This is a genomic window from Primorskyibacter flagellatus (assembly GCF_014638275.1).
GTDB classification, from domain to species: Bacteria; Pseudomonadota; Alphaproteobacteria; order Rhodobacterales; family Rhodobacteraceae; genus Pseudooceanicola; species Pseudooceanicola flagellatus_A.
In genome coordinates this window covers 774,351-786,246 of sequence record NZ_BMFJ01000002.1, presented here as the reverse complement: position 1 = coordinate 786,246, position 11,896 = coordinate 774,351, and the positions used below count along the sequence as shown (strand labels likewise).

12 protein-coding genes are annotated in these 11,896 nt (G+C 65.0%); 4 read left to right on the top strand and 8 right to left on the bottom strand.

Features of this window, described 5'->3' with window-relative positions; all coding sequences use genetic code 11:
• Window positions 1–15: 15 nt before the first annotated feature.
• The 4 genes from IEV87_RS18155 to IEV87_RS18140 form a co-directional block, all read right to left on the bottom strand.
• Window positions 16–810 carry an NAD-dependent epimerase/dehydratase family protein gene (locus IEV87_RS18155; RefSeq protein ID WP_188479224.1) on the bottom strand — a complete coding sequence of 265 codons (795 nt, stop codon included), beginning with the start codon at window positions 808–810 and terminating at the stop codon, window positions 16–18.
• Between the two features lie 11 nt (window positions 811–821).
• Window positions 822–2,099: a TRAP transporter large permease gene (locus IEV87_RS18150; RefSeq protein ID WP_188479223.1), complete on the bottom strand. Its 1,278-nt coding sequence runs from the start codon at window positions 2,097–2,099 to the stop codon at window positions 822–824.
• Entirely contained in the window at window positions 2,099–2,656 is a 558-nt protein-coding gene (locus tag IEV87_RS18145) for a TRAP transporter small permease (protein ID WP_188479222.1), read from the bottom strand. Before IEV87_RS18145 ends, IEV87_RS18150 begins: the two co-directional genes overlap by 1 nt.
• A 64-nt stretch (window positions 2,657–2,720) precedes the next feature.
• Window positions 2,721–3,695, bottom strand: a complete 975-nt coding sequence (locus IEV87_RS18140) for a TRAP transporter substrate-binding protein (RefSeq protein ID WP_188479221.1) — start codon at window positions 3,693–3,695, stop codon at window positions 2,721–2,723.
• Window positions 3,696–3,851: 156 nt separating this feature from the next.
• Here IEV87_RS18140 and IEV87_RS18135 point away from each other — a divergent pair, with 156 nt between their 5' ends.
• From IEV87_RS18135 to IEV87_RS18120, 4 genes are all read left to right on the top strand, one after another.
• The gene (locus IEV87_RS18135) at window positions 3,852–4,589 is read left to right on the top strand and encodes a FadR/GntR family transcriptional regulator (RefSeq protein WP_188479220.1); all 738 of its coding nucleotides are present in this window, start codon (window positions 3,852–3,854) and stop codon (window positions 4,587–4,589) included.
• Between the two features lie 72 nt (window positions 4,590–4,661).
• Window positions 4,662–5,567 carry a 5-dehydro-4-deoxyglucarate dehydratase gene (kdgD, locus tag IEV87_RS18130; RefSeq protein ID WP_188479219.1) on the top strand — a complete coding sequence of 302 codons (906 nt, stop codon included), beginning with the start codon at window positions 4,662–4,664 and terminating at the stop codon, window positions 5,565–5,567.
• A complete protein-coding gene (locus tag IEV87_RS18125; RefSeq protein ID WP_188479218.1) occupies window positions 5,564–6,700 on the top strand; it encodes a mandelate racemase/muconate lactonizing enzyme family protein in 1,137 nt (378 codons plus the stop codon). Before kdgD ends, IEV87_RS18125 begins: the two co-directional genes overlap by 4 nt.
• 2 nt (window positions 6,701–6,702) lie before the next feature.
• The gene (locus IEV87_RS18120; RefSeq protein WP_269902655.1) at window positions 6,703–7,560 is read left to right on the top strand and encodes an amidohydrolase family protein; all 858 of its coding nucleotides are present in this window, start codon (window positions 6,703–6,705) and stop codon (window positions 7,558–7,560) included.
• Here the strand turns inward: IEV87_RS18120 and IEV87_RS18115 are convergent.
• From IEV87_RS18115 to IEV87_RS18100, 4 genes are read right to left on the bottom strand one after another with little or no spacing between them, the layout of a single operon-like run.
• Complete coding sequence (locus tag IEV87_RS18115; RefSeq protein WP_188479216.1) at window positions 7,557–8,882, bottom strand: TRAP transporter large permease; 1,326 nt, start codon at window positions 8,880–8,882, stop codon at window positions 7,557–7,559. The two genes, IEV87_RS18120 and IEV87_RS18115, sit on opposite strands and share 4 nt — an antisense overlap.
• The gene (locus IEV87_RS18110) at window positions 8,882–9,370 is read right to left on the bottom strand and encodes a TRAP transporter small permease subunit (RefSeq protein WP_188479215.1); all 489 of its coding nucleotides are present in this window, start codon (window positions 9,368–9,370) and stop codon (window positions 8,882–8,884) included. The genes IEV87_RS18115 and IEV87_RS18110 overlap by 1 nt, the downstream gene beginning before the upstream one ends.
• Before the next feature lie 57 nt (window positions 9,371–9,427).
• Window positions 9,428–10,468, bottom strand: coding sequence for a TRAP transporter substrate-binding protein DctP (gene dctP / locus IEV87_RS18105; protein ID WP_188479214.1), 1,041 nt, complete (start codon window positions 10,466–10,468; stop codon window positions 9,428–9,430).
• A 25-nt stretch (window positions 10,469–10,493) separates the two neighbouring features.
• Entirely contained in the window at window positions 10,494–11,798 is a 1,305-nt protein-coding gene (locus IEV87_RS18100; RefSeq protein WP_188479213.1) for a hydroxymethylglutaryl-CoA reductase, degradative, read from the bottom strand.
• Window positions 11,799–11,896 lie beyond the last annotated feature (98 nt).

Below are 11,896 nucleotides of genomic sequence, written 5' to 3'. Positions count from 1 at the left end.
AACGGCCTCTCTCTGTCAGCTCTTGTGGATCGGTTCGGCGATGAACTTGCCGCCCTGGTACAGGCTTTCCGGTGCGTCCGGCGCGGGGCGGGGGGCGGCGGCCTCGACCTCGGCCCGGTAGGTTTCGGAGTTGTCCTTCGGGCGCCAGCCGATCAGGCGGGCGGTTTCGGTGTTCCACCAGCCTTCGTCGTTGTCGGAGACGCCCCAGATCACCGGGCAGCCCAGCATCGGCACACGGAAGACGCATTCCACCAGAGACACGAAGTCGTCCGGCGACATCCAGGTGGCCAGCATCCGCCGGTCGCGCGGTTTCTCGAAACAGGATCCGATGCGGATCAGCGCGGTCTCCTGCCCGAACTTGGCGTGGTAGAGCGCGGCGAGGGATTCGCCGAAACACTTGGACACGCCGTAGAGCCCGTCGGGCTTCATCGGCATGGTGGTGTCGATCACCTCGTCCTGCCGGTAGTAGCCGATGGTGTGGTTGGAGGAGGCGAAGAAGATGCGTGGCTGACCATGGGCGCGGGCGGCCTCGTACAGGTTGTAAAGGCCGGTGATATTGCCGCGCTGAATCATGTCCCAGGGGCGTTCGACGGACACCCCGCCAAGATGCAGGATGCCGTCGCAGTCCTTCACCAGTTCGAAGACGGCCGCCTCGTCGCCAAGGTCGCAGGTGACGACCTCCTCTCCGGGGCCGGCCGGGTCCATGTCGGCGATGTCGGACAGGCGCAGGGTGTCGGCGAGGTGGCCGAGCCGGGCGCGGGCCAGTTTCCCGAGGTTGCCGGCAGCACCGGTGATGAGCAGTCGTTTCAAGGCGCGGCTCCTTACTTCAGCAGATTGGGCAGGGTGAGCGAGATGGCCGGAACATAGGTCACCAGCATCAGCGCAACGAGGATCGCGAGGTAAAACGGCCAGATCGTGCGCACCGCCTGGTCGATCCGGATTCCGCCGACGACGCAGCCGACGAAGAGGCAGGCGCCGACCGGCGGGGTGCAGAGGCCGAGCCCGAGATTCATCATCATGATGACGCCGAACTGCACCGGGTCCATGCCCAGCCCGACGACGACGGGCAGGAAGATCGGGGTACAAATCAGAATGAGCGCGGCCATGTCCATGATCATGCCAAGCACCAGCAGCGTCAGGTTCAGCAGCAGAAGGATCACGATCGGGTTGGAGGAGATGGAGGTCACGAAGGTCGCCAGATTGTCCGGCACGCGGTAGAGCGCCAGCAGATAGGCGAAGGAGGATGCGGTCGCGACGAGGATCATTACCAGCGCGGTGGTACGGACGGCGGCGACCACCGCCAGCTTGAACCCCGGCCAGGTCAGTTCGCGATAGACGAAGACGGTGACGAGCAGCGCCCAGATCGCCCCGAATGCCCCCGACTCCGTGACGGTCATGACGCCGGAGAGCACCCCGCCCACGATGATGACGGCGGTCAGCAGGCCGGGGATCGCGGCGGCGAAAGAGATGAAGAGCGCGCGCCAGCCCGGAAACTCCTCGGACGGGTAGCCGCGGCGGACGGCGATCCACCACGCCACCACGCCGAGGCAAAGGCACATCAGAACGCCCGGCACCACGCCCGCCATGAACAGCTGGGAGACGGAGACGCCTCCGGCTGCGACCGCGTAGAGAATCATGTTGTGCGAGGGCGGGATCACCACACCGGCGACCGAGGAGGTGACGGTCACGTTCACCGCGTAGTCGGCATCGTAACCCTTTTCCTTCATCACCGGCATCAGGATCGCGCCAAGCGCGGAGGTATCTGCGACAGCGGAACCGGAGATGCCGCCGAAAAGCATGGAGGAGGCGACGTTGACGACCCCCAGCCCTCCGCGCGACTTGCCGACGGCGGAGGCGGCGAGGCGGACGAGACGGCCAGCGATACCGCCCTGCATCATCAGCTCTCCGGCGAAGATGAAGAAGGGGATGGCGAGCAGGGAGAAGACGGAGATGCCCGAGAGGATCCGCTGGAAGCCGATGAACATCGGCAGGCCTTCGTAGAGGAACCCGCCAACCGTGGCGAGGCCAAGCGCAAAGGCCACCGGCATGCCCGAAATCAGGCCAAGCGCGAAGAGGCCGAATAGGATTGAAAGGCCCATTATCGCTCCGTCGGGTCTTCGCCGCGGATCAGAGCGGCCATGTGATAAAGAGAGAAGAGCACGGTCAGCGCACCACAGATTGCCATCGGCACGGCACGCCAGCCTTCGGCGATGGCCAGCATCGGAATGCGTCGCCGCCAGGTCTTTTCGGCAAGGTCCCAGCCATACCATGCGAGGTAGGCGCCGAAGATCAGCACGCCGATCACGGCGATCCATCGCAGGGGGATGCGGACACGGGGCGGCATCATCTCGCGGACGAAATCGATGGAGAGATGCGCCTTGTTCCAGACGCCCGCCGCGCCGCCGAGGAAGGTGATCCAGACCACCAGAACCAGCGCGGCCTGTTCCACCCATGTCGGCGTGTCGTTCAGCACGTAGCGGCCGAAGACCAGCCAGCCGAAGATGGCGATGAGAGAGACCATCTGAACACCCGCCACGGTCATGCAGATCCGCGCCATGAGGTCGAGCAGCCGGTAGACCGGGTCACGCGGCTTTTCCGCAAAGGGCCCGTCGTGTAGCCCGTTTTGCAGGGGCCTGTCGGTATCGGGAAGGGTCATCCGCGCCTCCGGGACATGGAAATGCCCCGGCCGGGTCGGGCCGGGGCAGTCGGAGAGTAGCCGATCACATGGTGGCCTGAATATCCTTGATCAGGCTTTCGAGATCGGGGTTCGCCTTGATGAAGGTCTCGTAGACCGGCCCCATGGCGTCCTGGAAGGCCTGCGGATCCTTGACCTCGTTGATCTTGGAACCCGCCGCCTCAACCTTCTCGCGGCTCTTCATCTCGCGCTCCGCCCAGAGGGAGCGCTGTTCCTCGGCCGCATTGACGGCGGCTTCCTTCACGATCGCCTTGTCCTCGTCCGAGAGCTTCTCCCATGACGCGGTCGATACGCAGAGGCATTCCGGAATGATGAGGTGGTTGGTGATCGAGTAATAGGGCGCGACTTCGAAGTGGTTCGAACTGTCGTAGGAAGGATAGTTGTTCTCCGCCCCGTCGATCACACCGGTCTTGAGCGACTGGTAGACTTCACCATAGGCCATGGGCGTGGCGTTGCCGCCAAGCTTGTCGACCATCTGGACATAGAGGTCGTTGTTCATGACGCGGAACTTCATGCCGGCCACGTCGGCAGGCGTCTCGATCGGTTTCTTGGTGTTGTAGAAGCTGCGCGACCCGCTGTCGAACCAGCTGAGCGCGACGAGGCCTTCCTCGGCCAGGGCGTCGGAGAAGCGCTGACCGATCTCGCCGTCCATGACGGTGTGCATCTGGTCGACGTTCTTGAAGATGAACGGCAGCGAAAGGACGTTGGTCGCGGGCACGATCTGGCCCATGGGACCCATGTTGAAGTTCGCGAAGTCCAGGCCGCCGTTGCGGGTCTGTTCGATCGCGTCCGGCTGATCGCCCAGCACCGCGTTGTGGTAGACCTGCGGTTCGATCCGGCCGGCGGTCTTTTCGGCGACCTCCTTGGCGAATCCTTCCAGCGCGATGGAATTCGGATAGTCTTCGGGGTGAATGTTCCAGCCGCGCCACTGGTCGGCCATTGCGGGTGCGGTGACCAGCGCCGCAAGGGCACAGGACAGCGCAAAGCGAGTGAAAGTCATGGTGAGTCCTCCCTGATACTCCGGCGGCTTTGAACCGCTGATGCGCAGGGTATGCGAAATCATCATATAACTTGTCAATACGTCTGATGCATTTGCGATGCCATTTGACAATTCCCCCCCGAGTCCGCTTATCTGTTCTTCCAGAGGACAGGTGACATGAAACAGACCCGGATGCAGAAGCCCGCCCCCCGCGCCCGCAGGAACCTAGTGGCCGAAGTGGTGCAGGAACTGCGCGACCAGATCGGCGGGGGGGCTTTTGCGGTCGGGGACCGTCTGCCGTCCGAAGCGCAGTTGACCGAAAGCTTCTCGGTTTCGCGCACGGTGATCCGCGAGGCGATCGCGACCCTGCGCGCCGACGGTCTGGTGGAGCCGCGGCAGGGGGCCGGGGTGTTCGTACTGGAACCCGTCGAGGCGGCGCAGCGGCCCTTTCAGATCGTCGATCTGGACAAGATTTCGTCTATAATCGAGATGCTTGAGCTGCGTACGGCGGTTGAGATGGAGGCGGCGGCGCTCGCCGCGGCCCGCCGGTCGCCAGCGCAGGAGGAAGAGATTTACGACGCCGAGGCAGAGGTGCGCGCCCTGGCGCGGGAAGGTCAGGCGACCACCGAAGCCGATTTCCGTTTTCATCGCGCCGTGGCATTGGCCGCAAACAATCCGCGGTTCGCAGAGTTCCTGGACGTGATGGGCCCGACGGTGATTCCGCGGTCGAATCTCCAGGTCTCGGCCAGCCAGCGCAGCCCCGAATCCTACATCGCGCTGATTTCTGGTGAACACCGCGCGATTGCCGACGCGATAGCCGCCGGGGATGCGGGGGCGGCGCGCGATGCGATGCGCAAACATCTGAAAGGCAGCCAGCAGCGCTATCGCAGCCTTCTGCGCGACTCGTCCAAATAGATCATACAAGTTATTGACACCTGTCAGTCAGGTCGGATAGCTCTGGGCCAACTTTGTGAACCGGAGCTCGCCATGGACCCCCAAGATCTCAAGACCGCCCTCGGCTCGGGCCTTTTGTCCTTTCCCGTCACGCCTTTCGATGCGGACGGTGCCTTCAGCCGCGGCGTCTACGAGGACCATGTCGGCTGGCTGTCCGGCTACCCGGCCGCGACCCTGTTTGCCGCGGGCGGCACCGGCGAGTTCTTTTCGCTGAAGCCGTCGGAGATTCCCGAAATCGTGTCCGCGGCCAAGGCGGCGTCCGGCGAGGTTCCGATCGTGTCGGGCTGCGGCTACGGGACGGAGATCGCGGTCGAGATCGCGCAGGCGGCGGAAAAGGCGGGGGCGGACGGCATCCTGCTGATACCGCACTACCTGATCGACGCACCGCAGGAGGGGCTTTACGCGCATGTGAAGCGGGTCTGCGAGTCTGTCGGAATCGGGGTGATGGTCTACAACCGGGACAATTCGATCCTGCAGCCTGACACGCTGGCGCGGCTTTGCGACGTGTGCCCGAACCTGATCGGCTTCAAGGACGGGTCGGGCGATATCGGGCTGGTGCGGCAGGTGACGGCGAAGATGGGCGACCGGCTGATGTACCTCGGCGGTATGCCGACGGCAGAGCTGTTCGCGGAGGCCTATCTTGGCGCGGGCTTCACGACCTATTCCTCGGCCGTGTTCAACTTCGTGCCCGGACTGGCGGTCGAATTCTACGACGCGTTGCGCGGAGGCAATCGTGCCCGTTGCGAAGCGATCCTGAATGACTTCTTCTATCCGTTCATGGCGATCCGCAACCGCTCCAAGGGGTACGCGGTGTCGGCGATCAAGGCCGGAGTGCGGCTGCAAGGGTTCGATGTCGGGCCGGTGCGGTCCCCACTGACCGATCTGACAGAGGAGGAGACGGGCATGATGGCTGAGCTCATCGCGCCCTACAAGAAATGAAGATCGAAGCCGTCCGCACCCATCTTCTTGAACACCGGCTCGACACCGCCTTCGAAAGCGCGTCGATGCGGTTCGACCGTCGCCAGCACCTGCTGGTGGAGGTGATCTGCGACGATGGCACCGTGGGCTGGGGCGAATGTCTTGGCCCCGCAGGAGCCAACCGCGCAGTGGTGGAAACCTATGCAGGCTGGCTCATCGGCATGAACCCGTTGGAGACAGAGAAGATCTGGGCCGTGCTGTACAACGCGCTGCGCGATCAGGGGCAGCGCGGCCTGACGGTGACGGCGCTGTCCGGGATCGACGTGGCGCTGTGGGACATCAAGGGCAGGCATTTCGGTGTGCCGGTCTCCGTTCTTCTCGGCGGGCGGTTCCGCGAGTCGGTGCGCGCCTATGCGACCGGTGCCTTCAAGCGCGACGGGGTCGACCGGGTGACGGACAACGCGGAAGAGGCGGCGCGGCATCGCGCGGCGGGCTTCCACGCGATGAAGATCAAGATCGGTTTCGGTTTCGACGAGGATATGGCCGTGATCCGCGCCGTCCGCGATGCCATGGGTCCGGACATGAGGCTGATGATCGACGGCAATCACGGCTATGATACGGTAGAAGCGATCCGCGTCGGCAGGGCCGCCGCCGAATACGGTGTCGACTGGTTCGAGGAGCCGGTGACGCCGGAGCACCTGTCCGCCTATCGCGAAATCCGGGCGCAGCAGCCGATCCCGGTTGCGGGGGGCGAGACCTGGCACACCAGATGGGGCATGCGCGAACCGGTCGAAACGCGGGCGGTCGACATCCTTCAGCCCGACCTCTGCGGCTGCGGCGGATTCACGGAAATGAAGCGCATCGCCGATCTGGCGGCTTTGCACAACATCCGGGTCGTTCCGCATGTCTGGGGCACGGCGGTGCAGATCGCGGCCTCGCTCCAGTTCATGGCGGCGATGGTGCCGAACCCCGTGCGGGTGAACCCGGTCGAGCCGATCCTGGAATTCGACCGGACGGAGAACCCGTTCCGGCAAGCGGTGCTGACGGCGCCGATCGACCATGTCGACGGGGTCGTGGCGATCCCCGACGGCCCTGGCCTGGGGGTTGAGATCAACCGGCAGGCGCTGAAGGACTTCGCCCCCGAGGAGGCATGAGCATGATCGACCGCAAGCTGACCGGCGCCGCGCCGGCGATTTCCCTGCCCGAGGGGGCGATCGACGCGCAGTGCCACATCTACCTGCCCGGCTATCCCGCGCTGCCCGGTGGTCCGGGCAATCCGCCGGACCCGCTGCCGACTCCGTCGATGTATCTTGAGATGGCGCGGTGGCTTGGCATCGGTCGGGTGGTGGTGACGCAGGGCAATGCGCAGCAGCGGGACAATTCCTGCCTGCTGGCATGTCTCGCAGAGCTTGGGGACATCGCGAAGGGCATGGCGGTGATCGACGCCGAAACGCCGGAGGCGGAGCTGGACCGGCTGGCCGATGCGGGGATCGTGGGGGCGCGGATCATGGACCTGCCGGGCGGGGCCGTGGGGCTCGACGCGCTCGAGGCGGTGGATGCGAAGGCGGCGGACCGGGGCTGGGTGCTCGCGGTACAGTTCGACGGCTCCGACATTCTGGATCACGAAGCCCGGCTGGCCGCGCTGAAAAGCAACTGGGTCCTGGATCACCACGGGAAGTTCTTCCGTGGTGCCGCACCCGACGGGCCGGAGATCGCTGCCGTGAAGCGTCTGATCGACGGCGGGAACTGCTGGTTCAAGCTTGCCGGGTGCTATGAGAGTTCAAAGACCGGCGCGCCCGGTTTCGACGACATCGCCGCCAACACCCGCGCGATTGCCGGGCATGCACCGGACCGGCTGCTCTGGGGGACCAACTGGCCGCACAACCTTGCCAGGACGACCGCAGAATACCCGGATGACGGTGTGCTGCTGGACACCGTGCTCGGCTGGCTCGACCTCGCGACGCGGCGCATGGCGGTGCTGGATAATCCCGAAGTGTTCTTCGGCTGGCGCTAGGGTTTCGCGTTGGACATCATCATCTCGGGAAGCCAGGTGACGAGACCGGGGAAGAGCGCAAACAGGATCAGCACCGCGACCTGGATCAGGAAGAAGGGGATGACCCCGCGATAGACCTGGCCGATGCCGATGCCGGGGGGCAGCACGCCCTTGAGGTAGAACAGTGTGTAGCCGAAGGGCGGGGTGATATAGGCCATCTGCGCGGTGATCATGAAGAGCACGCCGAACCAGAGCGGGTCGAATTCCAGCGCCGACACGATCGGCAAAAAGACCGGCACACAGAGCAGGATGATGCCGATCTCGTCCAGGAACAGGCCGAGGAAGATCAGGATCAGCACCATCGCGCCCAGAACGATCCAGCGCGACGCCTCCAGCGTCTCCACGAAGTTCAGCAGGGAATCCGCGCCTCCGGTGGCGACGAAGACCGAGATGAAGGCGCGCGCACCAATGGTGATCCAGAGGATCATGGCGGTGACGCGCAGGGTGTCGGTGGCCGCTTCGGACAGCATGGGGACGGACAGGCGGCGGGTGACGATCGCCGAGGCGGCGGCGCCCAGAACCCCGACGGCGGCGGCCTCCGTCGGGGTGGCGATGCCGGCGTAGATGGATCCGAGCACGCCGATCACCACGAGGCCGGGCAGGATCAGCGCCTTCAGCTTGGACAGTTTGACCGACAGGGGAACGGTCACGGCCTGTTCCGGCTTGGGCGCGAGCGACGGGTTCAGCCAGGTGCGGACGAGGATATAGGCCGAATAGCTGGCGGCGAGGATCAGCCCCGGCACGATCCCGGCGGCAAACATCTTGCCGATCGAGATTTGCGCGGTGATCGCGTAGACGATGGTCACGACCGAAGGCGGAATCAGGATGCCAAGCGTGCCCCCCGCGCAGATCGCGCCAAGCGCCAGAGGCGGGTGATAGCCCCGCGACAGCATCGACGGCAGTGCGAGGATCCCCATAGCCGCGACCGCCGCGCCGACGACACCCGTCATGGCGGCGAGAATGGTGCAGATGGCGATGGTGCCGACGGCGAGGCCACCGTTCACGTTGGAGAACCACGTCTCCATCGCGTCGTAGAGCGCGTCGATGATCGCGGATTTCTGCAGGATCGAGGCCATGAGCACGTAGAGCGGGATCGCCATGAGCGATTCCGAGGTCATCGTTTCAAACGTGTTCAGGACGGCGACGATCAGGGCGGAGGGGCCCCAGAGCAGGATCGTCGAGATGAACGCGATGGCACCCAGCACGAAGGCCAGCCCGGCCCCGGAGAGCATGAACACCACCAGCGAGGTGAACATGAAGAGAAGGATCAGAGAGCTTTCCATCAGACTTTCTCCCCGCGCAGGGCCAGCACGATTTCGGCCAGCGCCTGAAGCATGAGCAGAAAGGAGGCCAGCGGCAGGAAAGCCTTGGCGGGCCAGATCACCGGGTTCCAGGCGGAATAGCTCGTCTCACCGTAACTGTAGGACTGCATGGCGAGCGGCACGCTGAACCACAGCAGGATCGCGCCGAAGACGGCGGCCAGCACGTAGCCGATGAGGGCCAGCACCGTGGCGAAGCGACCGGTCGCCTTTTCCGACAGGATGTCCACGGCGACGTGACCGCCGAGGTGCAGAAGGTAGGGACCGCCAAGCAGGAAGAAGGGCCCGAAGATCAGCATGGCGAGTTCGGGGGCCCAGGAGGTCGGCGACGCAAGCATATAGCGCGACAGCACCTCCCAGAGCATAAGCAGAACAATGGCGTAGACCAGCCATTTGGCCAGTGCAAACAGCAGCCGGTTCAGCGCGGTCACGCTCCGGGCGATGGCGGTCATTCTGGGTCTCCGGGTCGTGGTCGCGCCGCGCCCCGGACGGGCACGGCGCGTATTCCGTCAGAGCAGGCGCAGTTCCTGCATCAGCGACATCTGGCTTTCCATCATCCGCTTGGCAAGATCATCTTCGCCCGCGGCTTTCTTCCAGGACTCGACCGCCCTGGCACGGGCCTCGGCCACGTCGTCGGCGTCAAGGTCGATGATCTCGACCCCGGCTTCCTCGTATTTCCTGAGGTATTCGCCGTTGTCCACGATGATGTTCTGCCGCAGGGCGCCGGACACCTCGCGGGCCGCGACCTCGAGCGCTGCCTTCTGCTGATCGTCCAGCCGGCCGTACGCTGCCGTATTGGCAACATAGGCGGTGGCGGTCGACGGCTGATGCACGCCGGGCAGGATGAGGAACTTCGCGACTTCCTGCAGACCTTCCTCGTAGTTCGCCTTGATGTCGCCGCGGTCGGCGAAGTCGACAAGCCCCTTGTCGAGCGCGGAGTAGACCTCGGACGTCGGCAGCGGAGAGACGGAGACGCCGAAGTCGGCCATCACCGCGGAGGCCAGGCCAACGAAGCGGCCCTTGAGACCGTTCATGTCGGCAATCTTGCGAATTTCGACCTTGGAGTGGATTGGCTCCTCTCCGTAGACGGTCGGCGCGACATAGGTCAGGCCCGCGGCTTCATAGCTTTCCTTCGCCATGGCAAGGCCGTCGCGCTCATAGAACCAGGCCTCGTACTGGTCCGCTTCGGGGAAACCGAAGGGAACGGTGGAGGAAAAGCCGTGCGCGGGGATCTTGCCTGCAGTGTAGCCGTCGAAGGTTTTCATCATCTCGAAAGCGCCGCCACGGACGGCGTCGAAGGCCTGTGCGGCGGGCACGATCTGTCCGCCTGCGAAGGGCGTGATTTCCAGGCTGCCGCCGGTAAGCTGTTTTACCCGCTCGCAGAACTTCTCTTCGTACAGCTGCGGGGTGGTGCCGCCGCCCCAGAGCGCCTGCATCCGCCATTTCGTCACGCCCTGTGCGCGCACTGAGCTTGCGGCGACGATGGCCGGGGCGGCCAGCAGGCCGGCCGCGGTGTGGCGCAGCATCCCGCGCCGGTTGGTGATGGTCATGTCAGTCTCCTCCCTTGGATTGCTTTCAGGTGCTTTCCAGCTCCTGCTTTGCGCGGCCGACGCTGACGTCGCCCGCCGCCACGATGGCCTTGGCCACCCTGTCGATGTCTGCGCCGACCGCACCTGCCGTGATCGCGATGTTGCGGGCATGCAGCGCCATGTGGCCGCGCTGGATGCCTTCGGTCGACAGGGCGCGCAGGGCGGCCATGTTCTGGGCCAGCCCGACGGCGGCGGTGATTCCCGCCAGTTCGCGCGCGGTGGTGATCCGCATCAGTCTGAGCGACGCCTGCGCGGTCGGATGGGTCCGGGTCGCGCCGCCGACGATGCCAAGCGCCATCGGCATTTCCAGCGTGCCGACCAGCGTGCCGTCCTTCGCGATTTCCCATGTGGTGAGCGAAGAGTAGCGACCCGAGCGGGCGGCATAGGCATGGGCCCCGGCCTCGATCGCGCGCCAGTCGTTGCCGGTGGCGACGACGACGGGGTCGATGCCGTTCATGATGCCCTTGTTGTGGGTGGCAGCGCGGTACGGGTCGATCATGGCGAGGGTACAGGCCTCGACCATGCCCTGTGCGACCTCGGCCCCCTTGAGCGTTTTGGTATCAAGCGCAGAGGGCGGGATCCGCACGCTGGCGGTCACGATGCGGCGGTCAGCGAGGTTCGACAGGATGCGCAGGCGGACTTTTCCGCCAGTGATCTCCTCGACCCGGGGGGCAAGCATTTCGGCCATGGAGTTGACGGCGTTCGCGCCCATGGCATCACGCACGTCGACCAGCAGATGAAGCACGACCATCGGACCGATGGCGCTTTCCGGGAAGACCTCGACCTCGATCCCCTTGCAGCCGCCGCCAAGGCTCACCAGCACGACGTCGCGGGAATTGGCCTGTTCGATCAGCTCCTCTTCGTGGGCGAGGATCGCGGCACGGGTGCCATAGGGGTCGGAGATGCCGATGACCTGGATCTGCGCGCGCATGATCGGCGCGGTGCAGCTGACGGTGAACCCGCCGCCCTGGCGCGCCAGCTTGGCCATGTACGAGGCCGCGGCGACAACGGAGGGCTCCTCCACCGCCATGGGAACGAGGTAGTCGCGCCCGTTGACGAGGAAGTTCGCGGCAACGCCGAGCGGCATCTCGAACTTTCCGATCACGTTCTCGATCATGCCGTTCGCGACTGAAAGGGCGAGCGCCCCTTCACCGGACAGGGCGGCCTCTCCGGCCTGGTCCATGCCGGCGGCGGCGGCGATGGCGCGGCGGCGGTCCACCGGCTCCATGTCGCGAAGACCCTCGATGCGGGAATTGACGGCGGGGGTGCCGCCCTGTGCTGCCTGTGACATGAAATCTCCTCCGTCTTGGCGGGGACCATCGGCGAAATGTCGATTGATGTATTGGTACAGTTAAGGAAATTTTTCCCTACTGTACCTATGTGAGACTG

Excerpts from the sequence above, each read along its gene's own strand:
- IEV87_RS18120 (WP_269902655.1), top strand. The coding sequence starts at position 6,703 with ATGATCGACCGCAAGCTGACCGGCGCCGCGCCGGCGATTTCCCTGCCC.
- dctP (WP_188479214.1), bottom strand. The coding sequence starts at position 10,468 with ATGACCATCACCAACCGGCGCGGGATGCTGCGCCACACCGCGGCCGGC.
- kdgD (WP_188479219.1), top strand. The coding sequence starts at position 4,662 with ATGGACCCCCAAGATCTCAAGACCGCCCTCGGCTCGGGCCTTTTGTCC.
- IEV87_RS18110 (WP_188479215.1), bottom strand. The coding sequence starts at position 9,370 with ATGACCGCCATCGCCCGGAGCGTGACCGCGCTGAACCGGCTGCTGTTT.
- IEV87_RS18115 (WP_188479216.1), bottom strand. The coding sequence starts at position 8,882 with ATGGAAAGCTCTCTGATCCTTCTCTTCATGTTCACCTCGCTGGTGGTG.
- IEV87_RS18140 (WP_188479221.1), bottom strand. The coding sequence starts at position 3,695 with ATGACTTTCACTCGCTTTGCGCTGTCCTGTGCCCTTGCGGCGCTGGTC.
- IEV87_RS18145 (WP_188479222.1), bottom strand. The coding sequence starts at position 2,656 with ATGACCCTTCCCGATACCGACAGGCCCCTGCAAAACGGGCTACACGAC.
- IEV87_RS18100 (WP_188479213.1), bottom strand. The coding sequence starts at position 11,798 with ATGTCACAGGCAGCACAGGGCGGCACCCCCGCCGTCAATTCCCGCATC.
- IEV87_RS18135 (WP_188479220.1), top strand. The coding sequence starts at position 3,852 with ATGAAACAGACCCGGATGCAGAAGCCCGCCCCCCGCGCCCGCAGGAAC.
- IEV87_RS18150 (WP_188479223.1), bottom strand. The coding sequence starts at position 2,099 with ATGGGCCTTTCAATCCTATTCGGCCTCTTCGCGCTTGGCCTGATTTCG.
- IEV87_RS18125 (WP_188479218.1), top strand. The coding sequence starts at position 5,564 with ATGAAGATCGAAGCCGTCCGCACCCATCTTCTTGAACACCGGCTCGAC.